General features: G+C 69.1%; 24 protein-coding genes. 12 read left to right on the top strand and 12 right to left on the bottom strand.

Translation table 11 applies throughout. The features are described 5' to 3' along the window. Nucleotides 1–53 precede the first annotated feature (53 nt). Nucleotides 54–1,520 carry an aspartate ammonia-lyase gene (locus tag ACIQJ5_RS04785; protein ID WP_402842051.1) on the top strand — a complete coding sequence of 489 codons (1,467 nt, stop codon included), beginning with the start codon at nt 54–56 and terminating at the stop codon, nt 1,518–1,520. 47 nt (nt 1,521–1,567) lie between these two features. On the opposite strand, the gene ACIQJ5_RS04790 is transcribed toward ACIQJ5_RS04785, so the two are convergent. Then, on the bottom strand, nt 1,568–2,185 hold the full coding sequence (locus ACIQJ5_RS04790; RefSeq protein WP_402841412.1) for an ankyrin repeat domain-containing protein: 618 nt from the start codon (nt 2,183–2,185) through the stop codon (nt 1,568–1,570). Between the two features lie 118 nt (nt 2,186–2,303). Between ACIQJ5_RS04790 and ACIQJ5_RS04795 the strand changes: the two genes are divergently transcribed. Further along, nucleotides 2,304–2,975: a GntR family transcriptional regulator gene (locus tag ACIQJ5_RS04795; RefSeq protein WP_231089541.1), complete on the top strand. Its 672-nt coding sequence runs from the start codon at nt 2,304–2,306 to the stop codon at nt 2,973–2,975. An 86-nt stretch (nt 2,976–3,061) separates the two neighbouring features. On the opposite strand, the gene ACIQJ5_RS04800 is transcribed toward ACIQJ5_RS04795, so the two are convergent. Beyond that, nucleotides 3,062–3,925 carry a fumarylacetoacetate hydrolase family protein gene (locus ACIQJ5_RS04800; RefSeq protein WP_402841417.1) on the bottom strand — a complete coding sequence of 288 codons (864 nt, stop codon included), beginning with the start codon at nt 3,923–3,925 and terminating at the stop codon, nt 3,062–3,064. A 140-nt stretch (nt 3,926–4,065) separates the two neighbouring features. Here ACIQJ5_RS04800 and ACIQJ5_RS04805 point away from each other — a divergent pair, with 140 nt between their 5' ends. Together ACIQJ5_RS04805 and ACIQJ5_RS04810 are read left to right on the top strand one after the other, a co-directional pair. Continuing rightward, nucleotides 4,066–5,322, top strand: a complete 1,257-nt coding sequence (locus ACIQJ5_RS04805; RefSeq protein WP_402841419.1) for a PrsW family intramembrane metalloprotease — start codon at nt 4,066–4,068, stop codon at nt 5,320–5,322. A 145-nt stretch (nt 5,323–5,467) separates the two neighbouring features. Then, nucleotides 5,468–5,836 carry an FKBP-type peptidyl-prolyl cis-trans isomerase gene (locus tag ACIQJ5_RS04810; RefSeq protein ID WP_231089544.1) on the top strand — a complete coding sequence of 123 codons (369 nt, stop codon included), beginning with the start codon at nt 5,468–5,470 and terminating at the stop codon, nt 5,834–5,836. A 65-nt stretch (nt 5,837–5,901) separates the two neighbouring features. Here ACIQJ5_RS04810 and ACIQJ5_RS04815 read toward each other — a convergent pair whose 3' ends face one another. The 3 genes from ACIQJ5_RS04815 to ACIQJ5_RS04825 all read right to left on the bottom strand — a co-directional run bounded on the left by ACIQJ5_RS04815 (nt 5,902) and on the right by ACIQJ5_RS04825 (nt 10,032). Further along, a complete protein-coding gene (locus ACIQJ5_RS04815; protein WP_402841422.1) occupies nt 5,902–7,413 on the bottom strand; it encodes a serine hydrolase domain-containing protein in 1,512 nt (503 codons plus the stop codon). Nucleotides 7,414–7,492: 79 nt separating this feature from the next. Beyond that, entirely contained in the window at nt 7,493–8,791 is a 1,299-nt protein-coding gene (locus tag ACIQJ5_RS04820; RefSeq protein WP_231089546.1) for an MFS transporter, read from the bottom strand. A 137-nt stretch (nt 8,792–8,928) separates the two neighbouring features. Continuing rightward, entirely contained in the window at nt 8,929–10,032 is a 1,104-nt protein-coding gene (locus tag ACIQJ5_RS04825; protein ID WP_231089547.1) for an LOG family protein, read from the bottom strand. Between the two features lie 180 nt (nt 10,033–10,212). On the opposite strand from ACIQJ5_RS04825, the gene rpsO reads away from it, so the two are divergent. Next, complete coding sequence (gene rpsO, locus ACIQJ5_RS04830; RefSeq protein ID WP_018187174.1) at nt 10,213–10,482, top strand: 30S ribosomal protein S15; 270 nt, start codon at nt 10,213–10,215, stop codon at nt 10,480–10,482. Between the two features lie 147 nt (nt 10,483–10,629). Here rpsO and ACIQJ5_RS04835 read toward each other — a convergent pair whose 3' ends face one another. The 5 genes from ACIQJ5_RS04835 to ACIQJ5_RS04855 form a co-directional block, all read right to left on the bottom strand. After that, nucleotides 10,630–11,856, bottom strand: a complete 1,227-nt coding sequence (locus tag ACIQJ5_RS04835) for an MFS transporter (RefSeq protein ID WP_231089548.1) — start codon at nt 11,854–11,856, stop codon at nt 10,630–10,632. Continuing rightward, a complete protein-coding gene (locus tag ACIQJ5_RS04840; protein WP_402841429.1) occupies nt 11,840–13,051 on the bottom strand; it encodes an amidohydrolase family protein in 1,212 nt (403 codons plus the stop codon). The genes ACIQJ5_RS04835 and ACIQJ5_RS04840 overlap by 17 nt, the downstream gene beginning before the upstream one ends. 99 nt (nt 13,052–13,150) lie before the next feature. Continuing rightward, nucleotides 13,151–13,363 (bottom strand): hypothetical protein, encoded by a 213-nt coding sequence (locus ACIQJ5_RS04845; protein ID WP_402841431.1) that lies wholly within the window; start codon nt 13,361–13,363, stop codon nt 13,151–13,153. Nucleotides 13,364–13,590: 227 nt separating this feature from the next. After that, complete coding sequence (locus tag ACIQJ5_RS04850) at nt 13,591–14,073, bottom strand: hypothetical protein (protein WP_402841434.1); 483 nt, start codon at nt 14,071–14,073, stop codon at nt 13,591–13,593. 118 nt (nt 14,074–14,191) lie between these two features. Next, the gene (locus ACIQJ5_RS04855) at nt 14,192–15,202 is read right to left on the bottom strand and encodes an isopenicillin N synthase family dioxygenase (protein ID WP_402841437.1); all 1,011 of its coding nucleotides are present in this window, start codon (nt 15,200–15,202) and stop codon (nt 14,192–14,194) included. Nucleotides 15,203–15,443: 241 nt separating this feature from the next. On the opposite strand from ACIQJ5_RS04855, the gene efeU reads away from it, so the two are divergent. From efeU to ACIQJ5_RS04880, 5 genes are all read left to right on the top strand, one after another. Beyond that, nucleotides 15,444–16,379 (top strand): iron uptake transporter permease EfeU, encoded by a 936-nt coding sequence (gene efeU / locus ACIQJ5_RS04860; protein WP_231089559.1) that lies wholly within the window; start codon nt 15,444–15,446, stop codon nt 16,377–16,379. A 145-nt stretch (nt 16,380–16,524) separates the two neighbouring features. Then, a complete protein-coding gene (efeO, locus tag ACIQJ5_RS04865) occupies nt 16,525–17,760 on the top strand; it encodes an iron uptake system protein EfeO (protein WP_402841440.1) in 1,236 nt (411 codons plus the stop codon). A 1-nt stretch (nt 17,761) separates the two neighbouring features. Then, nucleotides 17,762–19,096, top strand: a complete 1,335-nt coding sequence (efeB, locus tag ACIQJ5_RS04870; RefSeq protein ID WP_402841443.1) for an iron uptake transporter deferrochelatase/peroxidase subunit — start codon at nt 17,762–17,764, stop codon at nt 19,094–19,096. A gap of 133 nt (nt 19,097–19,229) precedes the next feature. Continuing rightward, nucleotides 19,230–20,438 (top strand): LLM class flavin-dependent oxidoreductase, encoded by a 1,209-nt coding sequence (locus ACIQJ5_RS04875; protein WP_402842054.1) that lies wholly within the window; start codon nt 19,230–19,232, stop codon nt 20,436–20,438. Nucleotides 20,439–20,454: 16 nt separating this feature from the next. Next, on the top strand, nt 20,455–21,099 hold the full coding sequence (locus ACIQJ5_RS04880; RefSeq protein ID WP_402841446.1) for a CE1759 family FMN reductase: 645 nt from the start codon (nt 20,455–20,457) through the stop codon (nt 21,097–21,099). A gap of 68 nt (nt 21,100–21,167) precedes the next feature. Here the strand turns inward: ACIQJ5_RS04880 and ACIQJ5_RS04885 are convergent, their stop codons facing one another. Further along, the gene (locus ACIQJ5_RS04885) at nt 21,168–21,779 is read right to left on the bottom strand and encodes a DedA family protein (RefSeq protein ID WP_402841449.1); all 612 of its coding nucleotides are present in this window, start codon (nt 21,777–21,779) and stop codon (nt 21,168–21,170) included. A 188-nt stretch (nt 21,780–21,967) separates the two neighbouring features. On the opposite strand from ACIQJ5_RS04885, the gene ACIQJ5_RS04890 reads away from it, so the two are divergent. Next, nucleotides 21,968–23,917: a glycosyltransferase gene (locus tag ACIQJ5_RS04890; RefSeq protein WP_402841452.1), complete on the top strand. Its 1,950-nt coding sequence runs from the start codon at nt 21,968–21,970 to the stop codon at nt 23,915–23,917. An 86-nt stretch (nt 23,918–24,003) separates the two neighbouring features. Here the strand turns inward: ACIQJ5_RS04890 and ACIQJ5_RS04895 are convergent, their stop codons facing one another. After that, nucleotides 24,004–24,177: a DUF5302 domain-containing protein gene (locus tag ACIQJ5_RS04895; RefSeq protein WP_231089564.1), complete on the bottom strand. Its 174-nt coding sequence runs from the start codon at nt 24,175–24,177 to the stop codon at nt 24,004–24,006. Between the two features lie 132 nt (nt 24,178–24,309). Between ACIQJ5_RS04895 and ACIQJ5_RS04900 the strand changes: the two genes are divergently transcribed. Next, nucleotides 24,310–24,684 carry a glyoxalase superfamily protein gene (locus tag ACIQJ5_RS04900; RefSeq protein ID WP_231089565.1) on the top strand — a complete coding sequence of 125 codons (375 nt, stop codon included), beginning with the start codon at nt 24,310–24,312 and terminating at the stop codon, nt 24,682–24,684. Nucleotides 24,685–24,843: the final 159 nt, after the last annotated feature.

The raw sequence follows: 24,843 nt of genomic DNA on the forward strand, positions 1-24,843 counted from the left end.
CTCGTTCACACACGACCCACGAGGCCGTACGAAGGAACCGACATATGGACGCAATGACGCGCACCCGCACGGAGACCGATTCGCTCGGCTCCCTCGACATTCCCGCCGACGCCTACTGGGGCATCCACACCGCCCGCGCGCTGGAGAACTTCCCGATCACCACGCGCCCCATCTCGGTGTATCCGGACCTCGTGATCGCCCTGGCGATGGTCAAGCAGGCGAGCGCCCGCGCCAACGCCGAGATCGGCGTGCTGAGCCAGGAGAAGGCCGATCTCATCGACCACGCCGCCCAGCGGGTGATCGACGGCGAGTTCCACGACCAGTTCATCGTCGGCGTCATCCAGGGTGGTGCGGGAACCTCCACCAACATGAACGCGAACGAGGTCATCACCAACATTGCGCTGGAGATGGTCGGGCGTGAGAAGGGCGACTACGCGTTCCTCTCGCCGATCGATCACACCAACCGCAGTCAGTCCACGAACGACGTGTACCCCACGTCGATCAAGATCGGGCTGTCGCTCACGCTGCGTAGCCTCCTCGTCGAACTGGATCTGCTGCGCACGTCGTTCCTGAACAAGGCGGGGGAGTTCCACGACATCCTCAAGGTGGGACGCACCCAGCTCCAGGACGCGGTGCCGATGACGCTCGGTCAGGAGTTCCACGGGTTCGCCACGACGCTGGGTGAGGACTACAGCCGTCTCAAGGAGAACGCCTTCCTCCTCACCGAGATCAACATGGGCGCGACGGCCATCGGTACCGGGATCACCACCCACCCGGGTTACGCCAACGCCGTGTGCACCCACCTGCGCGACATCTCCGGCATCCCGGTGAGCACCGCGACCGACCTGGTCGAATCGACGAGCGACACCGGCGCGTTCATGTCGTTCTCCTCGTCGCTCAAGCGCAATGCGATCAAGCTCTCGAAGATCTGCAACGACCTGCGTCTGCTGTCCTCGGGTCCGCAGGCCGGTCTCGGTGAGATCAACCTTCCGGCCCGCCAGGCCGGCTCTTCGATCATGCCCGGCAAGGTCAACCCGGTGATTCCCGAGGTCGTCAACCAGGTGGCGTTCGCCGTCGCGGGCTCCGACCTGACGGTGACGATGGCGGTGGAGGGCGGACAGCTGCAGCTCAACGCCTTCGAGCCGGTGATCGCCCACTCCATCTTCCAGTCGATCACCTGGATGCGACAGGCCATGTGGACGCTGCGCGTGAACTGCGTGGACGGCATCACCGCCAACACCGAGCGCCTCGGAGCCATGGTCGGCGCATCCGTGGGCGTGGTGACGGCGCTCACCCCGTTCATCGGCTACGCCTCGGCGGCCGCGCTCGCCAAGACCGCGCTGATGACCGGGCACAACATCGCCGACCTCGTGGTCGAGGCGGGTCTCATGACCCGCGAAGAGGTCATGAAGCAGATCTCGCCCGCACGCCTCACCGGTCTCGAGGTCGTCACCGGGACGATCCCCGTCATCCAGCCGGCGGAGAACGTGGTGACGGTGGAGGACGCGGCGAACGCCTGAGCTGAAACGAGGACGGCCGGTACCCGCGGGTACCGGCCGTCCTCGTTTCATGCGCCGTGCTGTTCGAGGATCTCCACGATCTCGTCGTACCCGCGCTCGCGAGCGAGGTCCGCGGGGGAGGCACCCCACGGATCGGACATGTCGGAGCGGGCCCCGTGGCGCAGCAGCAGGGTAACGATCTCCTGCCGGGCGGGACCACCGTCGCCGAGGATGATGGTCTCGATCAGCGCGGTCCAGCCCAGGTTGTTCGTGAGGTTCACGTTGATGCGGGTGTTCTCCAGCAGGTAGTGCACGACCTCGCGATGGCCCTTCTCGGCAGCCGGGGTCAGCCCGTTGCCGCCCATCCGCGTCCGTCGGGTGATGTCGGCGCCGGCCTCCACCATGATCCGCACCAGCGTGAGATCTCCGGCGATGCATCCGAACAGGAACGGGTTCGCGCAGATCTGATCCTGCGCATCGATATCGACGCCCTCGGCGATGAGTGCGCGCACCGTGTCGTGGTGACCGCCGCGTGCCGCGAGCAGAATCGCGGTGGCCTCCTCGTGGTCCGTGACATCGCGGTTCGCGCCGCCCGCCAGGGCCTCGCGGACTCTCGCGAGATCACCCGCAGCCGCCGCCGACAGGTAGTCGCGGTCGATGTCACGGAGTGCGAAGGCGAGGGGCATGGGGAGACTCCTTCGGAGGGTGCCGGGCGCGGATAATGGTATACCATTCTGAGTTCTTCGTGATCGATCCCGTGTATGGACCTCGACCGGCTGCGAACAGGTCTGGGAGAATGGCGGGGTGAGCACTCCCCACAAGCGCGAGCCCGAATCCGTCCGGGTGACCACCTGGCTGCGAGACGCGATCCTCGACGGTGAGCGTCCGCCTGGCAGCCGATTGATCGAGCGCGATCTCGCCGCCGAATTCGGCGTCAGCCGTATCCCCGTGCGTGACGCGCTGAAGCAACTGGTCACGGAGGGGCTGGTGGAGCCGCGACCGAACACCTGGGCGATCGTGCGTGAGTTCACCGATGCCGACCTCGCCGACCTCGACGAGGTGCGGGCCGTGCTGGATCCGCTCGCGTTCCGTCTGGCGGCTGAACGCCACCGCCGGGACGGGCTGGAGCGGCTTGAGGCCGCGCTGGCGCAGGAGCAGGAGGGGGCGCGCTCGGGTGAACCCGTGGCCTCCCGTCGCGCCGCCGCAGACTTCCACGAGATCGTCACGGAGCTCAGCGAGAACCGTCTGCTCGGGGAGATGATGCGCGGCATTCGCAGCCGCGTGCGCTGGGCGCTCACCCAGCACGACGATCTGCAGCACATCAGCAGTGAGCACGTCGCGCTGTTCGAGGCGATCCGGGATCGCGACGGCGATCGTGCGGCGCGTCTTGCCACCGAGCACCTGGAGAGCAGCCGCAGGGAACGTGTCGCTCACACCGAGGCCAGGCGCACCGGCGTCATCCGCACCATCCGCTGATCCGGTCCGTGCCGCTCGCACCCTTCAGCGCATCGTAACCAGGGGAGCGCATCGTGACCAGGTGAGGGTCGCGGGGCGAGGCGACGTCAGTCGTGGATGCGGCAGTGCGTGACGAGCTCGCCGATCCCATCGATGCCGACGGTGACGGTGGAACGATCGCGGAGGAAGATCTGCGGATCCCGTGAGTAGCCGGCACCTCCGGGGCTTCCGGTGGAGATGAGGGTTCCCGGGAGCAGGGTCACCGATGAGGACAGGTGAGAGATCAGCTGGGAAACCGGACGGATCATCTGCCCCGTCGAGCCGTCCTGCACCATGTGACCGTCGACGATGGTCCAGATGTGCAAGTCCTGCGGGTCGTCGATCTCGTCGGCCGTCACCAGGAACGGGCCGGTGGGGGTGAATCCGTCGAAGGACTTGCACCGGCACCACTGCGCCTCGGAGAACTGGATGTTGCGCGCCGTGATGTCATTGACCACCGTGTAGCCCCACACGTGCTGCAGCGCCTCGTCCTGCGTCACGTTCTTGGCCGTCCGGCCGATGATCACGCCGAGCTCGGCCTCGTAGTCGACGTTCTCGCTCAGCTCACGCGGCCAGCTCGTCGTGTTGTGGTGCCCGGTGAGGGAGTTGGGCCACAGCGTGAACACCGTCGGTGCGGCATCCGCCTTCAGCCCGAGCTCACCCGCATGCGCCGCATAGTTGAGACCGATCGCGAGGATGACCGGCGGTCGCTGTACCGCCGACGCGAACTCCTGGCCCGCCCACGGGAAGCGATCCGCCCCGGGCAGTGCCTCGCGGATGCGCGTGAGGGCCTCGTCACCCCCCTCGATGAGGCGAGTCAGATCGGAGGGCGCGCCGGGATAGAGCTCGGAGAGGATGAACGCATCGTCCTCGTCGATGACGCACAGCGTCGGTTCGGGGCTCGCCGGCAGCTGAATGTGGGCGAAGCGCATGTCTCCACGTTACCGGCCGGTCGTGGAACCCGGGTGGATTCCACAAACGATCCGCTCCGTCGCGCGAAAGAGCACCGATGCGACGGATGCTGCCGCGCGGCAGTAACGCCGCTCCGGCGCGACGCCCTAGGCTGTCAGCCATGACGTTCGGCCCTGGTTCTCACCAGTCGCCGATGGGGGCGCCTCAGCAGTACCCGTCGACGGCTTCGCACGCGAACAGTGCACCAACCTCGCTCACCCCTCCCGCCTACGGTGCGCCCGTCGGGTACGGCACGCTTCCCGCCTATGCCGCACCCGCGCCGCAGTCCGCGGTTCCGCAGCTGCCCGTGCCCACCGTGAAGGGGCGGCACACGGCGGTGTGGCTGTGGGTGATCCTCGGATTCCTCCTCCTGCTGGTGGCCGCGTACATGCTGCTCGGCATCGGGTCCACGGGTGCCGTGGTGGGAATGATCCTCGCGCTCGTACCGCTCGCCATCGTGGTCACGGCCGCCCTTCTGATCGACCGGTGGGAGCCGGAGCCCCGCTCCCTGGTGCTGTTCGCCCTCGGCTGGGGCGGCATCGCCGCGGTCGCGATTTCGCTCATCGTGGGGATCGCCGTCGCGTTCGCGCTTCCGCCCACCGCGGAGGCAGACGCCCTCATGACGGTCATCGAGGCCCCCATCGTGGAGGAGCTGGCGAAGGGCCTCGGCCTGCTGATCCTCGTGGTGATGGGAAAGCGCGCGTTCGACGGCCCCGTTGACGGGATCGTCTATGCGATGCTGATCGCCGCGGGCTTCGCGTTCACCGAGAACATCCAGTACTTCGGCCAGGCCCTTGCCGACGGCGTCGACTCGCTGACGCTCACCTTCTTCCTCCGCGGGATCATGTCGCCGTTCGCGCACGCGATGTTCACCGCCGTCACCGGCTTCTGCGTCGGGCTGGCGGTGCGTCAGGGCAACCGGGGAAACGTGGTGGGCATGTTCCTGCTGGGCTGGGTGGGCGCCGCGTGTCTGCATGCCCTGTGGAACGGCTCCGCGGTGTTCGGTGACCTGCTCGCGCTGTACTTCGCCATCCAGGTCCCGCTGTTCATCCTCTTCATCGTCGGCATCATCCTGTTGCTGCGCGAGGAGTCGAAGCTCACGCGCATGCGTCTCAGCGACTACGCCGCTGCGGGCTGGTTCACCCCGCAGGAGGTCAACATGCTGGCGACACGCCCCGGTCGGCGCGCCGCGCTCGCGTGGGCCAGCAGCCTCGGCAGCGGTCGCGGGCGTGAGATGAAGCAGTTCATCGTCGACGCCACCGAACTCGCCGCCGTGCGTCAGCGAGCGATCTCCGGTCGTGATCCGCAGGCCGGTGCGGACGAATGGGTGCTGCTGAACCGCACGGTGGCCGATCGCCAGGCACTGCTCGCGCGCTGAGCCCGGACAGACTCAACGCCCGGGGTCGGGGCACTGCCTCCGAAACCTGCCGGGCGTTGAGTTGGCGTGCAGCCATGATGCGCTCCTGGCGAACGAGTGTCAAGAGGCTTTGACCGCGCCCCGTCCTCCCCGCAAAGATGGAGACATGACTGCAGACCGCACGAAGCCTGAATTCGACGCTCCCTCCGGCCCCGCGCCCAGCGAGCTCGTCATCCGCGACATCATCGTGGGCGACGGCGCCGAGGCGAAGCCCGGCGACAACGTCACCGTCCACTACGCCGGCGTGGAGTTCGAGTCCGGCGAGGAGTTCGACTCGTCCTGGGGGCGCGGAGAGTCCATCCAGTTCCCGCTTCGCGGCCTGATCCAGGGCTGGCAGGACGGCATTCCCGGCATGCGGGTCGGCGGTCGTCGCGAACTGGTGATCCCGCCGCACCTGGCCTACGGTCCTGCCGGAGGTCACTTCCTCGGCGGCAAGACGCTGATCTTCATCATCGACCTGCTCGCCGTCGGCTGAGACCGATGACGCAGCGCAGGGCCCGGGGCATCAGCTCTGGGCCCTGCGCCTTTCACGTGTGAGGATCAGGAAGGCGCGGCTTCACGCGGAAGACGGGGGAGGGGATCGCTCGCCTCGCCGGCGGCATGGCGCACCGCATCGGTCACGAGTGTCCGGGGGTCGGGGCCGTACAGCGGCTCGGCACGCCACCGCGCGTCGAACGTGCCCGCTTCGGGATCGGCGACGATCCGGAAGCGGTGCGGGGTCGAAGGCAGCACCACATCGCAGATCACGCAGGTGTCCGTGAGGACCGCACGAGCGGTCACGGCGACGGTCCCACGTCGATCGGACGGATCGACCGGCAGGTTCCCACCGCCGAGGCCGGGGAGGGCGCCGGCGATCCAGTGGCCGCGGCCACCGGCGAGAGTCGCCGATTCGCCATCGGGAAAGACGAGGCCGAAGCGCAGGTCCCCCTCGCCGCCCTCCACCCGGAGCGCGGTCAGGGCGACCCGGGAGGGTCCGAAGCCTTCCCACGCCCCGTCGGTAGCCGCAGAGGCGCGCGGCTCGTAGGTGCTCCCCGTGCCGAGGTGCGTCGCCCCGTCGCGGGGGAGCTGTGCCTGCGCCGGGAGGGGCAGATCGATCTCGCGCCGCACGGTGTGATCGATCGGTGCGTCGAGGGCGGGCAGCAGGTGCCGCCACACCCGCTCCAGCAGATCCTGGCTGAGACCATCGGTCTGTTCGCCGGTGAGCGCGATCACCGTGTCGTGCTCCGCCAGCACCAGCACGAACTGGCCGTAGGCGCCGTCGGCGCGGAACCCGTGGCGTGATCGCCACAGCTGCAGACCGTAGCCCGCGCTCCAATCCGGTGCGGCCGGATCGTGGTTGTCGATCTGCGAGCGGGTGAGTTCCGCCACCAGTGCCGCCGACACGATGCGCGTGCCCGAGGCCATGCCCTCGTCGCGAAGCAGCATGCCGATGCGGGCCATGTCCTCGATCGTCAGATGCAATCCGCTGAAGCCCTCGTCGTCGCCGGCGGCACGGAACCAGGCGAACTCGCCGATCCCGATCGGGCCCAGGACGCGCGTGCGTGCGCGCTCGGCGAGCGATTCTCCCGTCACGTGCCGTACCAGTGCGCCGAGCACGTAGGTCGCTCCGCTGTCGTAGCTGAAGATCGATCCCGGCTCCGTGTCGAGGGGAAGACGGAACCAGGCGTCGACGAGCGGGACGCCCTCGCGCACCGCCAGCTCCTCCATCGGACCCAGCGACTCCGAACTGTGGCCCGAGGACATTCGTGCAAGGTGGCGGACGGTGAGGCGTGCAGCAGCAGGATCGGCGTGCGCGATGCCGAGCACGTCGGCTGCGACGTCGTCGAGGCCGAGGAGTCCGTCGTCGATCGCCGTCGCGAGCGCCAGCATCGTCACGGTCTTACTCACGGAGTACAGCAAGCGTCGATCGGTCAGCGCCCGCGGGGCGGCCGCAGCCTCCGCAAGGACGGTGTCGCCGCGCACGATGAGCAGACCGTGCAGTTCCAGGTGATCGGCGCTGACACCGGCGAGGAAGTCATCGAGTGCGGATTCGAGGTGCGCGGTGGCAGGCATGCGCCACAGTCTACGAGCGCCTGACGGCGCCGGCTCCACCGACGCGAGGGCGTCCCCGGCGGGCGGCGGGTCTGCGAGATCAGGGCTCGGGATGCTCGGCGTCGTAGGCCCGGAAGCGGGGGTTGAGTCGTGCCAGCACCGCGATGAGCACCACGATGATCATTCCGCCGAGCAACGGCGGGAACCACTCGGCCAGCAGGGTCGCGAGCAGGCCGCACCACAGCGCGCCGAGGCGCGGTCCGCCCGTGACCACGACGGTGAAGATGCCCTGCAGCCGTCCGCGCATCGTGTCGGGCACCGCTGCCTGCATCATGGTGCTGCGGAAGATCGAGCTGATGTTGTCCGCGGCGCCGGACACGGCGAGCGCCATGCAGGCGAGCACGATCAGGATCACGTTGGCGTGCGTGGCATCGGCCGGTGCCGGTCCGAGGACGCCCAGCCAGCCGGTCAGCACGATCGCCCCGAACAGCGTGATCATGGCGCCGTAGACGATGATCGAGCGCTCGATGCCGCGCCCATGCCATCGATACCTGCTCACCGGTCCGGAGAACAGGCTGGACAGGAAGGCCCCCACGGCCACCGCCGCGGTGAGGATACCGGTGGTGATGGGGCCACCGCCGAGGATGGTCGCGCCGATGGCGGGGAGCAGGGCCATGGGCTGCCCGAAGGTCATCGCGATGATGTCCATCAGATACTGCAGGCGGATGTTGCCGGCCCGCCGCAGGAAGCGGACGCCATCCCGCAGCGATTCCAGGCCGGGGCGCACGATCTCACCCTCCGGCTTCAGGGAGGGCAGCGTCCACAGCCCGAGGAACAGACCCAGCATGAGCACGACGTCGATCGAGTACGTCCACGCATAGCCCGTCGTGGCCACCAGCACACCGGCGAGGGCCGGCCCGACCATCACCATGATGCCGATGGTGATGCCGCCGAGCGCGGAGGCGGCCGGCAGCAGTTCGCGCGGCAGCAGCCGTGGGGTGATGGCGCTGCGCGTGGCCATCACGATCGAGTTGGCGGAGGCGTTCACGATGGACAGCCCGTACAGCCACCACTGCGTTTCCTGTCCGCTCCAGGCGAGGACGGCCAGGAGCAGGGTGGAGCAGAAGGTGACGGAGGCGGCCAGGAGGGCCACCGTCCGCCGGTCGAAGGCGTCGGCCAGCATCCCGCCGTACAGGCCGGCTATCACCATGGGCGCGAGCCCGGCGACCGCGATCATCGACACCGCGAAGGTGGAGCCGGTCAGCGCGAACATGTGCAGCATGACCGCGGCAATGGTGAGCTGCCCGCCGAGCCCACTGAGCGTGGACCCGATCCACATGCGCGCGAACGCCGGTGAAGCGCGGAACGGCGACAGGTCGATGAAGGCGCTGCGGCTCATGCGCGGGGGGACGAGGGATACGGATCGCGACTGGCGGGCGGCATGAGAACCAGCGTATCCGCGCACACGGACACCGGATCGGCCGTCGTGAGCCGGCGGCGTGCGCCAGCGACGCCGGCGCGGCGCTCGCGCGCGGGTCAGGTGAGACCGAGCGCTGCGGGAGCATCCAGCGCCGAGTCCACGAGGTGAATGCGTTCACCCAGCGTTCGTCCGGCACCGAGCGAGCGCAGGAGCTGCCACGCGGGCACGTCCCTCGTCCACTGCTGGTGTCCGACCAGCACCATCGGGGCGACATCTCGCTCATCCGCGTAGTAGTTCTCGCACGCGTCCGCGAAGATCTCCGACACGGTGCCTGCGGCTCCCGGCAGGAACACGATGCCACCATCGCAGCGGGCGAGCAGTGTCGCCTCCCGGATGGGGTTGGCGAAGTACTTCGCGATCGCCGTGGCGAACTGACCGGGCGGCTCGTGCCCGTAGAACCAGGTGGGGATGCCGATTGATCGCGTACCGCCTGGCCAGCGACGGCGTACCTCCCGCGCCGTGCGCACCCAGCCGTCGATGTCGGCCGAGAAATCGGGCGCCTCTGCCAGCACCGCGATGGCGGTGTCGAGAGCGTCATCGTCTTCGCCGGCGAGGTAGGCGCCGAGATTGGCGGCCTCCATCGCGCCCGGACCGCCGCCGGTGAGCACCGTGCACCCGCGCCGCGTCAGGTCCCGGCCGAGGCCGGCTGCAGCACGATACTGGTGGTCGCCGCGGTGCACGCCGTGGCCGCCCATCACGCCCACGACGCTGCCCCGCGCGTTGCCGGCGAGTTCTTCATCCAGTGCCGCGGAGACCGAATGGTCGTGGAGCGCCACCGCGAGGGATGCGGACACCGTGGAGTGCGGGGTGTGGGTGCGCGACCAGGCGTAGACCATGCCGTCGAGGCTCGCCGCGTAACCGTCCGTGCCGTACAGCTCATCCGCCGTGTACAGCTCACCGCGGTAGGGATCGAACGGCACGTGCGGGATCCGGGGGAACACCAGAGCGCCCGCGCCGCGTAGCCGTTCATCCACTTCGTCGGTGAGAAGGCAGCCCAGGAACACCGCACCCGAGACGGCCGCGGACAGCAGTTCCTCGCTGCGCTCGCGCAGGTCGAGGGATTCGATCACGCTGCCGCGCAACGAGGGCCGGCCCGCCACGTCGGTGAACTCGGCGTCGAAGGCCGGCAGGGAATCGATGCGTCGCACGTGCCGGGTCATGCCAGCACCCTAGCCGGTGGGCGAGCACGGTCCGTCGGGAGACGCCTGAAACGCGGACGGTGTCCTTCGCCGCGCTCACGGTGGGGTAAGCTGTTGTGGTTGCCGTTTGATCGGCCGCGGATAAGAGAGCTCACGGATTCACCGATGGGCACCGCGCAACGAGAGAGAGGGGATCGTTCTATGGCACTGGAAGCAGACGTCAAGAAGGCGATCATCGAAGAGTACGCGACGCACCCCGGTGACACCGGATCCCCCGAGGTGCAGGTCGCGATGCTGACGCAGCGCATCAAGGACCTCACCGAGCACCTCAAGGAGCACAAGCACGACCACCACTCGCGTCGTGGTCTGTTCCTGCTCGTCGGTCAGCGCCGTCGCCTGCTGGGTTACCTGCAGGATGTGGACATCAACCGTTACCGCTCGCTCATCGAGCGTCTCGGTCTTCGCCGCTAAGCAGCGCAGCCGCGTACAATCGCGCAAAACATTCTTGGAGGGCCGCCCCACGGTGTGGGGCGGCCCTCGTCGTGTTCGTGGGGAACACGGGAACCGGCCCCCGCTCGAGGTTCACAGGAGCGAGCGGGGGCCGGGATCTGACACGGATCAGCCGGCCGACGCGGCGCCCGGAAGGAACAGCGCCACGGGGGAGCGACGCACCGTCGCCGCGGTCACCGCGGCGAGCGCCAGCGCGAGCACGGCCAGCACCGAGAGCGCCAGCGGCCAGGACCCGGTGAGATCGTGGAGCACCCCGATGAGGAAGGAACCGGTCCCGGCAAGGGCGTAGCCTGCTCCCTGCGCGATCGCCGAGAGCGCCCCCGCGGATTCCTCGTCCGCAGCGAGCTGAACGATGAGCGCGAGAGCGAGGCCGAACGCCCCGCTCTGCACGGCACCCAGCACTCCCGTGATCGCCGCATACGGACCGTCGGACACCGTCAGCCACACCATGCCCGCTGCCGTGAGCACGCCGATCGCCGGGGCACACCACAGCAGCAGGGAACGCCGCCGGGCGATCATCGGCATCGCGAGCGTGGGCAGCAGCCCCGCGATGCTGAACCACGCGAGCAGCCAGCCCGCTGCGGCGGCATCGATCCCGCGCTCCGCTAGGATCTTCGGCAGGTACGCGGTCACGGCGAAGTACAGCAGCGCCTGCAAGCCGAACATCACGGTGACCAGCAGCACCGTGGTCGTGGACGCCCGCGTGCGCGGGGCGCGAGGGGGAGCGCTGGCGAGGGGGGTGCCGCCGCCGCGCTGCGCCAGGAGCATGCCGAAGCACGCGATCACGGCGGGCACGGCCCACGCCCCCAGCGCGATGGGGACACTCTCGCCGGAGGCACGGTACAGCGGGACGACGAGACTCGCCCCGATGGCGGCACCCACGCCGAAGGACATGCCGCTGAGACCGACCCACAGCCCGGAGGCGGCGATCGCCTTCAGGTACTGCGGCAGCAGCGTGCCCGCCGCCATGATCGCCGCTCCGGCGAGGAAGGTCCCAGGGAGCAGAGCGGCTGGCGCGAGAACTCGGAGCACGAGCGCCAGCGCCAGCACTCCCATCGATGCGGCGAGCGCACCGGTCGTGCCGATGCGCCGTGCGAGCAGGGGACCGAGGGGTGCCGTGAGGCCGAACGCGATCACCGGAAGCGTTGCGAGGGCGGATGACCATCCGGATGACAGTCCGAACTGCATCGTCGTCTCGTGCAGCAAGGCCGCGACCGAGGTGATCGCCGGACGCAGGTTGATGCCCACGAGCAGCGCGACCGCGAGGAGGAGGGCGGGGGATGCCCCCGCCCTCCGGTACGCAGCGGTCTGAGGACGCTCAGAGACCCGTGACACGAAGTCCCTCGGCCACCACACGGCCGTCGTGGATGACCGTGCGGTCGCTGCCGCGGTCCATCACCGCGCTGGTCGGGGTCTCACCGTCGACCAGCAGAAGATCGGCCCGATCGCCGACGCCCGTTCCGGGGTGCTCACCCACACGGGTCAGCCGCGGGGCGTCGGGGGACATGATCGCCGCGCCTCCGGTGGTGGCGACCCCGAGAGCGAGCTCCACCAGATCGTCGCGGCGGAAGCCGTTCACGAACGCCAGCTGCCAGGTGCGATCGAGCATGTCGCCGTTGCCGTAGGGGCTCCAGTAGTCGCGCTGACCGTCCTCACCGAGCCCCACGCGAACGCCGGCCTCAGTGAGCGCGGCGAGTGAGAGGTGCTTCGTGGTGGACGGGGCCACGGTCGCCATCGAGATGTCGAGCTCCGCGAAGGTGTCGATCAGACGACGGCTCGTGGCCTCGCTGACTCCGCCGAGTTCATAGGCGTGGGACATCGTCACCTTGCCCTGCATGCCGAGCGCACGGGTCCGCTCGATCACCAGCTCGGTGCTGAACACCCCCAGCTCACCCGGTTCATGCAGGTGGATGTCGACTTCCACCTGGTACTTCTCCGCCAGGCCGAACACGATGTCCAGGTGCCGGGCGGGATCGCGGTCCAGTTGCGAGGGATCGATGCCGCCCATCACGTCCGCTCCCTGCCGCAGGGACTCCTCGAGCCACTCGACCGTACCCTCCTCGCGCAGGATGCCGGCCTGCGGGAAGGTCATCACCTGGACGTCGGCGTGGGCGGCGAAGCGCTCCTTCGCGGCCATCACCGCATCGAACTTCTCCAGCTTGCAGTCCACGTCCACCTGAGCGTAGGAGCGCACGCGCGTGGTGCCGTGCGCGATCATCTTCTCCAGGGTTCCGGCGACGCGGGTGGGCAGGTCGATCTCGGCATCGCGCCAGTTGCGACGGTCGTTCATCATCATTCCCCATACGCCGGGAGCACCCGTGTGCGGGCGGAACGGCAGACCGATCCGTGTGGAGTCGAGGTGCACGTGCACGTCGCTGAACGAGGGCAGCAGCAGCCGGCCCCGGCCCTCGACGTCGCCGGCCGCCAGCGGCGAAGCGGGGTCGTGCGGGCGGACGGCGGTGATGCGCCCGTCTTCGATCACGACGTCGGCGGGATCTGCGCCCCACGGGCGCGCGTCACGGATGATCATGGGTCTCCTTTCGGCCGCAGCGGCGAACAGCGCCGCGACAGCGGTGAGGTGTGTGCGCGTCTGGTGCATCGCCGATGCACCAGACGGGCGCGGACGATGTCAGGCTGCGGCGAACTGGGCTGCGGCGGTGGGGAGATGGTGGCAGGCGATGTCGCCACGCGGGCGCTCGTCGATGCACACCTGCTGCTGTGCCGGGGAGAGCCCGGCGAACACCGGGCATCGCGTGCGGAAAACGCACCCGCTCGGCGGGCTGGACGGATGGGGGAGATCGCCGGCCAGACGGAGGTTATAGGACCAAGACGTGCGTTGCAACACCCAATTTTGGATCCTCACCGGCTGATGAGTTGTGCATTATGCATCGCCGATCATTGTGATAGTCGATCCATAGTGCATCGCGAAACGACGCTGATGGCCCCCACAGAATCGGGCGGCCCGCGTGCCGGCCGACCGATGGGGGTGACTGTGTCCACACCGGGTCAGCCGACGCGCTGAGTGGAATCGGAGGGACCGAGCCGACAGTCGAGCCGGAGCGACGCGGGTCAGGCGCGGTCGTCGTAGCTGCGCAGCACCCGGGCGCGGTACTCCTGGAAGCCGGTGAATCCGTCACGCAGCGCGGCGGAGAGCTCCTCCGGGCTGTCGATGAGCACGGCGTCCTCGGCGTCCGGGAACACTCCCGGGTCGTGGATGCCGTCGATGCCGATGTACATCGGCGAGCCCTGGGCGTTGATGATCATGAGGCGCCCTGCCCGGCACAGGCCGAAGACGAACGCGCACTCCGCAGCAGTCAGCGTGGCGTGCCCCAGGGAACCGGTCACGGGTCCGTCCTGATCGAGGGGATCCAGCGTGAGATCGCTCCACGAGCCATCGAACGCCAGCGCCTCGCCGTCGCTTCGGCGATACAGGCCGGAACCGTCCTCGCGGACGGCCAGGCCTGCGGCGTCCAGGTAGGCGGCGAGCCCGGCACGATCCGGCTCGACGAGCCGGTCGCGCTCGACCGGCATGAAGTGCAACGAGAAGCCCATGCGCCGACTGTAGCGGTGCGGATGCCGAGAGCCGCCCGTCGTCCTGTCGGCTCAGATGTCGAGCGGACGAGACGAAGGACGGCTCTCGGCGGCGGATAGCCGTCGCCTCCGAACCGGGTCAGGCGCGTGCCGCGACCAGATCGGCGTGGTGGCGCGCCGCGACGTCCGGGTGGGCGCGCAGGCGCGACTTCAGCGCGTTCTCGCCGTACAGGGCGTGGATCGGGTTTGCCGGGTCCTCGGTGACGCCGCGCGCTTCGGCCGCGAGCTCGGCGGGCAGATCGATGATCGGCAGACGTGCGTCAAGTGCGGGGTTGAAGAAGAACGGGATCGAGATCCGGTCATCGGGCAGACGTGGCGAGACCACGCGGTGATTGGTTGCGATGAGGTAGCCCTGCGTGGCGTACTCGAGGAGCTCGCCGATGTTCACGACGAACGCGCCCGGCACCGACGGCGCATCCACCCACTCGCCGTCGCGGTGCACCTGCAGCCCGCCCTTGCCCGGTTCCACCCACAGCAGCGTGAGAACGCCCGAGTCCTTGTGAGCGCCCACTCCCTGCTGCGGCTCGGGAGCATCGGTGCCGGGGTAGCGGACGATCTTCAGCAGTGTCGATGGCTCACCGAAGTGCTTGTCGAAGTAGTCCTCCTCGGCTCCGAGGGCCAGCGCCCAGGCTCGCAGGAGCTTGCGCGCGACACCGGTGAGGTGGTCCTGCCAGAGGGTGACGACCTCGCGCAGCTCGGGCTGCGCCGCTGGCCACAGGTTCGGTCCGATGAGGCGTGCGTAGCCGGGGGCTGCTTCGTCGGTGATGACGTCGCGCTCGGGGCCGATATCGATCTGCTCGCGCCAGTCCACCCGGCCCTGCGTGCGCTCGCCGCCCACGCGCGTGTACCCGCGGAACTGGGGGCTGTTGACGTTCTCGATCGCGAGCTTGTCCTCGTCGGGGAGTTCGAAGAACTCGCGCGCCGTGCGGTGCAGGCGCGCCTCCAGCTCCGCCGGGATTCCGGTGCCGGTGAGGTAGAAGAAGCCGACGTCGTGCGTGGCGGCACGCAGCTGATCGCGGAATGCGGCGGCGGATTCCGGGCCGCCGTCCAGCAGCGAGAGGTCAAGGACGGGGAGCGAGAGATCGGTCATGGCATGACCATAGGCCGCTCGGCCGTGCGGTTCACGCGGTGACGACAGATGGGTTCATCTGGCGTCATGCGGCGTTATCTCACCGGGAATCGGCACCTCGGAGGGCGTCAGACACTGCCGATCGGGTGCATTGATCCGTACCTCAGCTTGTCATCAGATGAAAGTAAGGCGTACCTTAGTCAAGCCCGATTCGGGTGCAGGCGTGCCCGTGCCGTCTGCCTGATCGACGGAAGTTTCTGCTGTGCTCGGCTCTCTGCTCATCGGCCTTCGCGAAGGCCTGGAAGCTGCCCTCATCGTCGGCATCCTCGTCGCCTACCTCAGCCGCCTCGGGCGGCGCGACGTGCTGCCTCGCCTGTGGGCAGGCGTCGGCCTGGCCCTGGCCATCTCGCTCGGCATCGGTGCGGTCCTCACGTTCGGTGCCTACGAGCTCACCTTCCAGGCGCAGGAGGTCATCGGCGGAACGCTGTCGCTGGTGGCCGTCGGATTCGTCACGTGGATGATCTTCTGGATGCAGAAGACCGCTCGCTCTATGAAGAAGTCCCTGGAAGGCGGCGTGGACCGCGCCCTCGCCAGCGGTGGCCTCTGGGGCATCGTCGTGCTCGGCTTCGTCTCGGTCATCCGCGAGGGTGTGGAGACGACACTCATGCTCTGGTCGGTGGTGCAGTCGGCGGGTAACGCGCCGGCCAGCCTCCTCGGTGCTTTGATCGGCTTCGCGATCTCCATCACTGCGGGTGCTCTCCTGTCGCGGGGCATGCTGCGCCTGAACCTCGGGACATTCTTCACCTGGACCGGTGGGATCCTCGTTGTGGTCGCCGCAGGCGTGCTCGCCTATGCCCTGCACGACCTGCAGGAGTCCGGAGTGCTTCCCGGTCCCTGGGGTGCGCTGGCACCTCTTGCCGCCGCGGGTGCCGCTGCGGTCGGGGGCGTGGCGGTCGGCCCCGCGGGCTTCCCGTTCGGCTACGCGTTCGACGTGTCCGCCGTCGTGCACCCGGGGGAGTGGCTGGCCGTGCTCGGTCAGGCCACGGTGGGATTCATGCCCACGATGACCTGGCTGCAGGTGATCGCCTGGGCCCTCTACATCGCCATCGTCGGGATGCTGTTCGCCCGTCGCGTGAGCCGCCGTTCGCCGCGGCCGCAGGCCGCCGGCATTCCTGCGCCTGCGCCGGTTCCGGCATGAGCTCATCGCGGGCCCGCCCCCTGTCCGCGAACCGGCCCTGACTCCGCCCTCACGGCGACCTGTCCAGCCCGCCTCCCGTCCTCTTTCACCGCTCGTCTGACCCGTCCTCGACAACATCCCGGCACCGCCGGATCGGAAGGAACCGATGTCCTCGCTGCGCCCCCGTGCCCTCGCCGCCACCGCCGGTATCGCACTGTCCGCTCTCGCCCTCACCGGCTGCGTCGCCAAGGCGGACACCGCCGCCAGCGGCAGCCTCTCCGTGACGGCGGACGACTCGTCGTGCGCTGTGTCGGCGGATTCCGCCGTCAGCGGCACCGTGACCTTCGCGGTGGAGAACTCCTCCTCCCAGGTGAACGAGTTCTACCTGCTCGCCTCCGATGGCCTTCGCATCGTCGGCGAGGTCGAGAACATCGCACCCGGTGCCTCGCGCACGCTGACGGTCGTCGCGCAGCCCGGTGACTACTTCACCGTGTGCAAGCCCGGCATGATCGGCGACGGCGTCGGCAAGACGGCGTTCACCGTCACCGGTGATGCGGTCGCCGCGACCGGTGATGATGCCGAGCAGATGACGCAGGCCGTCGACCTGTACGCGGCGTTCGTGAAGGAGCAGGTCTCCCAGCTCGTGCCGCAGGTGCAGGCGCTCGTCGACGCGTACGAATCCGGCGATGACGAGACCGCTCGCTCGCTGTTCGCCTCGACGCGTGTCTCGTACGAGCGCATCGAACCCATCGCCGAGGCGCTCGGTGACCTGGACCCGCGCATCGACTACCGCGAGGTGGACGCCGTGGCCGAGGGGCTGGACTGGACGGGCTTCCACCGCATCGAGAAGGACCTCTGGGTGCCCGCGAAGGATGCTCTGAACTCCGACGACGCGACGCCCGCGTGGCAGGACTGGAACCCGTCGACCCCCGAGGAGCGCAAGTCCTTCGGCGACCAGCTGGTGACGGATGTGCAGGAGCTGTACGACTACGTGCACTCGGACGAGTTCTCCACCACCCTGGAGGCGCAGGGCGTGGCGTCGCTCTCCAACGGTGCGATCGCGCTGCTGGACGAGGTCGCGAAGGGCAAGATCACCGGTGAAGAGGACTGGTGGAGCCACACCGACCTCTCCGACTTCGCCGCCAACGTCGAGGGGTCCAAGATGGCCTTCTCCCTGGTGCAGGACTTCGCTGCCACAAAGGGCGATGACGCGAAGAAGCTGGTGGGCGAGATCACCGACGGCTATGCGAACCTGGAAGCCGCTCTCGCAACCTACGGTTCGCTGGACACGGGCTTCGTGTCCTACCTGGAGCTCACCGATGCTGATCGCAAGACGCTGACCGACGAGGTCAACGCGCTCGCCGAGCCGCTGTCGCAGCTCACCTCGACCATTCTGGAGTGATGTGACCACCATCCCGTCTGCCGGATCGCCCGACGCCTCGGCGTCGCCGGGTGATCCGGCGCCCACCGAATCCTCCTCCCGGGGACTCTCCCGTCGTGCGCTGCTCGGGCTTGCCGCGGGTGCCGCCGGGCTCGTGGTCGGCGGCGGTGGCGGTGCCGCCATCGCCACGGCCACGGCCGCGGCGCAGAGAGCCGGCGCGGCGGGCGACGTGCACCCCTTCTTCGGCGCGCATCAGGCGGGCATTGCCACCCCCGTGCAGGACCACATGCACTTCGCCGCGTTCGACATGATGGCCCGCACCTCTCGCGACGACCTGATCGAACTGCTGACCGACTGGACGTACGCGGCGTCGCGCATGACGCAGGGCCTCGACGTGTCCGCCACGGGCGCCGTCGGTGGATCCCCGGAAGCGCCGCCGGACGACACGGGGGAGGCGCTCGGGCTTGCGGCCAGTAACCTGACCATCACGTTCGGCTTCGGCCCGGGGCTGTTCGAGCGCGATGACGTGGACCGCTACGGGATCGCCGATCGCCGGCCGGCGTCGCTGCAGCGCCTGCCGGCGTTCCTGAACGACGAGCTGGTGCCGCAGCTCAGCGATGGCGACCTGTGCATCCAGGCCTGCGCCGATGACCCGCAGGTGGCGGTGCACGCTATCCGCAACCTCAGCCGCATCGCGTTCGGGCGGGCGACGATCCGATGGTCGCAGCTGGGGTTCGGGCGCACGTCCAAGACGACCTCCGATCAGAGCACGCCGCGTAACCTGTTCGGCTTCAAAGATGGCACCGCCAACATCCTCGCCACCGATGCGGCAGCGCTGGACCAGCACGTCTGGGCCGGCGATGACGATGTCGCCTGGATGGCCGGGGGCTCCTACCTCGTCGCGCGCAAGATCGCCATGACGATCGAGACCTGGGACCGGGTCCGCCTCGCCGAGCAGGACCGCATCATCGGGCGGGACAAGGCGATGGGTGCACCGCTCTCCGCGCCGGGCGGCGCGGAGAGCGCGGAGCCGGATTTCGACGCCGCCGATGTCGCGGGTAAGCCGCTCATCGATCCGGTGAGTCACGTTCGCCTGGCGCACCCGACGTTCAACGGCGGCATCCGCATCCTGCGCCGCGGGTACAACTACGTCGATGGCAACGACGCGCTGGGAAAGCTCAGCGCGGGGCTGTTCTTCCTCTCCTACCAGCGCACGCCGGAGCACTTCATCACCTTGCAGCGTGCGCTCGCGAAGGACGCGATGTCGGAGTACATCCGCCACGTGGGTTCGGGTCTGTGGGCGATTCCGGCGGGTGTGGCAGAGGGGTCGTTCGTCGGATCCGCGCTGTTCTCGTAGATCTCCGAATCCTCGGGAATACTCCTGGAGGACATGCGTTACAGTCGATGTATTCACACGCATGGAAAATCGAGGAGCGATCGTGAACGAGAGCACGACTCAGGCAGCCCAGACCGCGGGATCCTGGCCCGGTATGCAGTTCGGCCTGATGTCGGTGTCCGACATCACCCAGGACCCGATCACCGGGCGCACGCCGTCCGAGGGTGAGCGCATCCAGGCCGCGGTGACCATCGCCAAGCACGCCGACGAGGCGGGGCTCGACGTCTTCGCCATCGGCGAGCACCACAACCCGCCGTTCTTCTCGTCGTCGCCGACGACCCTGCTGGCCGCGATCGCCGCACAGACCGAGCATCTGATCGTCTCCACCTCCACCACACTGATCACCACCAACGACCCGGTGCGCATCGCCGAAGAGTACGCGATGCTGCAGCACCTGTCGGGCGGAAGGATGGACCTGATGATGGGGCGTGGCAACACCGGCCCCGTCTACCCGTGGTTCGGCCAGGACATCCGCCAGGGCCTGCCCCTGGCGATCGAGAACTACGCTCTGCTGCACGAGCTGTGGACCAAGGACGTCGTCGACTGGGAGGGCAAGTTCCGCACCCCGCTGCAAGGCTTCACCTCCACGCCGCGCCCGCTCGATTTCGTTCCTCCGTTCGTGTGGCACGGATCGATCCGCACGCCCGAGATCGCCGAGCAGGCGGCGTACTACGGCGACGGGTTCTTCGCCAACAACATCTTCTGGCCTGCCGAGCACTACCAGCGCCTGATCAACCTCTACCGCCAGCGCTGGGAGCACTACGGCCACGGCGCGCCGGAGACCGCCATCGTGGGCCTCGGCGGGCAGGCGTTCATCCGCAAGAACTCGCAGGATGCGAAGAACGAGTTCCGTCCGTACTTCGACAACGCGCCCGTCTACGGCCATGGTCCGTCGATGGAGGACTTCACGCGCATGACCCCGCTCACGGTGGGATCGCCCCAGGAGGTCATCGATCGCTACGCGGGCATGCGCGACCTGTTTGGCGACTACCAGCGTCAGCTGTTCCTCGTCGACCACGCAGGACTGCCACTGAAGATCGTGCTCGAGCAGATCGACCTGCTGGCGGAAGAGGTGGTGCCGGTGCTGCGCAAGGAGCTCCAGATGAACCGTCCCGCCGCAACCCCCGATGCGCCCACGCACGCCGCTCGTCGCTTCGCCAAGTACGGCGACGACAAGCCCCGCGAGGCCGTTCCCAACCCCAACCGCGGCGACAACCTCACCGTCGGGTCTCCGTACCAGGACACCGACGCCGTGAACAACGCCAAGCCCGGTGCCGCCTTCGGCGCCGCGGCCGTGAAGTGAACGAAGGAGATCGGACATGACCGACCGTCGGATCGTCGTCGTCGCGGCGGGGCTCTCCAACCCCTCCTCGACCCGGATGCTGGCCGACCGCATGGCCGCCGCCGCCGTCGCGCAGCTCCGGGAGCGGGACATCACCGCCTCCGTCGAGATCTTCGAGCTCCGCGACTACGCGCACCAGATCATCGACAACATGCTGACCGGCTTCGCGCCCCAGGAGCTGGAGGCGATGATCGCGAAGGTGGTGGCCGCCGACGCGCTCATCGTGGTGACGCCCGTCTTCTCCACGAGCTACTCGGGCCTCTTCAAGTCGTGGATCGACGTGCTCGATCCCGACTCTCTCTCGGGAAAGCCGGTGTGGATCGGCGCCAACGCGGGGACAGCGCGCCACTCGCTGGCCATCGACTACGCGGTGCGCCCGCTGTTCGCGTATCTGCACGCGGACGCGATCTCGTCGGGCGTCTTCGCCGCCTCCAGCGACTGGGGCGCCAACGCCGACGAGGTCGCGCCCCTGTCCAAGCGTGTGGAGAAGGGGGCTCGCGAGCTCGCGGAGGCGATCGCCGCTCGTGAGCCCGTCACCGACCTCGACCCGTTCGACCCGGCCAGCTACCTGGGTGAGGACAAGAGCTTCGGTCACCTGCTCGGAGGACTCGCGGGGGAGTGATCCCGCGCGCGGTCTGCGCCGCGAACACGGACGCCGCCGGCCTGTGCCGGCGGCGTCCGTGTTCGCGTTCAGGGGCCGGAGACGGGGGCGGAGCGCTCGCGTCGCCGGCTCACCGCGGTGACGGCGACGTCGGCGATCGCACCCAGGGCGAGGGCGACGGCGATGGACACGAGGACCCCGATGATCGGCTCGCCGGGGATGAGTTGTGCGACCACCGCTCCCACCACCGCCTGATAAGAGCCCCACGCCACGGCGGCGATGGCCACCACGGGAAGGAAGCGCAGCGCACGCACCCCGGTGGCTCCGGCGGCGACGTTCACCGCGAGGCGCGCGAAGGGGATGAAGCGGGCCGTGAAGACCACCGTGGCCGTCCCCGCCTGCAGGCGGACACGAGCCCACTCGAGGGCCGCCCGAATCCGGCGATGCCTCATCCATCGCCGCTCGGCGCTGCCGACGGTGCGGCCCACCCAGAAGCAACAGGCGTCACCGGCGAAGGCGGCGATCGCCGCGCACACGATGACCGACCACAGCGGGGGCGTGCCGCTCACCGCCGACACCGCGCCGAGAGCGGTGACCGCGATCTCGCCGGGAACCACCACGAGGAACGCATCGGCGAACACGAGCAGCACCATCAGTGACAGCCCCCAGGGGCCGGCGAGGAGATCGAGGATCTGCGGCACACCTCACGGTCCCACCCCACCGTCATCGACACAGAGACGCGGGGGTGGCCGGTCGGCAGAGATCTGGTGAACACACGGGGTACATGCAAGGGGAGAGCAGGTGACGGCCAGGCGGAGATTGGATGAACACCGTGTGAGGGGACGCGGATCCGGTCCGGCCCGTCGTTCTCATGCGCCACCCTGGTCGCGTGAGAGTCGCGATTGTCGCCGAGTCCTTCCTCCCGCACATGAACGGTGTGACCCGCTCCGTCATGGAGATCGCCGCGCACCTGCAGCGCCACGGCCACGAGGCCCTGATCCTCGCCCCGGCCGCGATGGGCATGCCCGATGTTCTGCACGGTGCTCCGGTGGTGGGTGTTGCCAGCGTCCCGCTGCCCGGGTACGCGGACGTCCGCGTCGCCGCGTCCGGGGCCGCCGCGATCGGCCGCATCCTCGACCGGTTCGCACCCGACGTGATCCACCTCGCGTCGCCGTTCGCGCTGGGGTCCCGCGCCGTGGCGGCGGCGCGCCGCCGCGGCATCCCCGTCGTGGCGGCCTACCAGACCGACGTGATCGCCTATGCGGCCCGCTACGGCGTCGGCGTGACCACCGCGGCCGCCGAACGGCACGTGGCGCGCCTGCACCGGCGGTCCACGCTCACCCTCGTCCCGTCGCAGTCCTCGGAGGATCAGCTGACCGCCCTCGGCATCGACCGGCTGCGCCGCTGGGGTCGCGGCGTGGACACCGCGCGTTTCTCGCCCGCACAGCGCTCCGACGCCTGGCGGGAACGTGTCGCTCCCGGCCGCGTCGTCGTCGGCTACGTCGGCCGCCTCGCCGCGGAGAAGCAGGTCCATGACCTGGCGGTGCTCAGCGATCTGCCCGATGCCCGCGTCGTGATCGTCGGCGACGGCCCGGAACGCGCAGCACTGCAGAGGCGGCTGCCGGACGCGGCGTTCCTCGGGCACCTGGACGGTGCGGAACTCACCGAGGCTGTGGCTTCGTTCGACGTCTTCGTGCATCCCGGGGAGAGCGAGACCTTCGGGCAGACGCTCCAGGAGGCGCACGCCAGCGGCGTGCCCGTGGTCGCGGTCGGGCGCGGTGGCCCGCGGGACCTGGTGCGCTCCAGCGTGGACGGATGGCTCTACCGCCCGGGAGATCTCGACGATCTGCGGGCCCGGGTCGCGGACCTCGTGGGCGACGCACGCAAGCGACGCGCATTCGGCGCGGCCGGTGTCGACGCGGTTCGCGGGCGTACCTGGGAGGCGCTGTGCGATCAGCTGCTCGCGCACTTCAGGGAGGCGATAGAACTGGCCGCGGTGGACCGCGCCACCCGTGTCCGGCGCGCAGTCCGTGCCGAACCGGCCCCGGCGAGTGCACCCGCACGGTGGGGTCGGGTCGTGGCGCTCGGCGATTCGCTCACGGAAGGGCTCTGCGACCCCGGCCCCGACGGTGCGCTGCGTGGCTGGGCCGACCGCCTGGCACTGCTGCTCGCGGGCTCAGGCACCCTGTCGTACGCGAACCTCGCGGTCCGGTCCCGGCGCGTCCGCGACGTCGCCGGCCCCCAGCTCGCCCACGCGCGCCGGCTGCGACCGGAGCTGGTCACCATCCTCATCGGATCGAATGATCTGGTGAAGCTGCGCCCCGACATTCCGGCGCTCGCGGCCCGGGTGGAACAGAGCGTCCTGCGACTGCGCGCGGACGGAGCCGAGGTCCTGCTGGTGACGCCGTTCCTCCCATACCGCCCCGAATCGCGCCCGTTCGCGCGCTCGTTCGCGGCCTTCGCTACGGCGCTCGCCGGGGTGGCGGCTCGCACCGGCGCGCTGCTGCTGGACACCGACCTGGTCCCCGAGCTCGGCCGGCGCGAATACTGGGCGGACGACCTGGTGCATCTCGCTCCGGCCGGGCATCGTCTGCTGGCGTACCGGGCGGCTTCCCTCCTCGGGGTCGCCCACGCCGACGAGCTCGCGGGACTCGACGAGACATTCCACGCCACCCCCCATCAGCTACCTCGCCGGGAGTGGTGGCGACGCCACGCGCTGCCCTGGATGTGGCGGCGGGTGCGCGGACGATCGGCGGGGGACGGACTCGGGCCGAAGCACGATGAGTACGTTCTCGTCGGTGCGCGCGGCTCCGGTTCCCGTCGTCGCCAGGGTGCGTGAGGGTGACGCGCTCGCGCACGGGGAAAAGGAGAACGCCGTCCGGACCTGGGTCCGGACGGCGTTCTCGGTGAGGCGGATGAGTGGACTCAGCCGGACTTGCGGCGGAACTCGCGCTTGTGGCCGGCGGCACCGTGGGCCTGGCCCACGGCACCCTTGCCGTCCAGGTGCGATTCGCCCGTGCGGCTGTGCGCGTTCTTCTTCTCGAGGGCTTCGCGGAACTTCCGCTTCAGGTCATCCTCGGGTGCATTCTGCTCGGACATGCCGCCAGTCTAGGGCGCGGAGCGTGCGATGTGTGGGAACGGAGTGTCGACGGTGTGCGACGCCCTGACGAATGTCGGAGGCCGGGAGCATGATGGTGCTGCGCTGGTGACGATGCCGGCAAGGAGGAAGAGATGGACATCAAGATCGAGGTCATTTTCGTTCCGGTCACAGACGTGGATCGTGCGAAGGAGTTCTACGTCGACAAGCTGGGATTCAACCCCGACCACGACCAGCGCGTGAACGAAGGCCTGCGTTTCGTGCAGCTGACCCCTCCCGGCTCCGCCTGCTCCATCGCCATCGGAGAAGGGCTGGGCCACACCATTGAGCCGGGTCGTCTGGACGCGATCATGGCGGTCATCCCGGATGCCGACGCGTTCCTTGCCGAGATGCGTGAGAAGGGCGTCGAGGCGGAGGGGGTCGACGAACAGGCCTGGGGCCGCTTCGTCACCGTGAAAGACCCGGACGGCAACACCTGGACCTTCCAGCAGCTGCCTTCCTGGTCCTGAGCCGGTTCCAACGTCTGCGGTGCCGGGAGGGGGAACGTCCCGCTCCCGGCACCGATCGGCTCTGTGGCCGGTTCGGTGAGGGTGTCGCGTTGGTGTGCGCCTGATAGGATCAGCGCGGTGACACCCATGCGTCACCGCACAACTGAACACAGACTGGAG

Source organism: Microbacterium sp. GXS0129 (assembly GCF_044769785.1).
Taxonomy (GTDB): Bacteria; Actinomycetota; Actinomycetes; order Actinomycetales; family Microbacteriaceae; genus Microbacterium; species Microbacterium nymphoidis.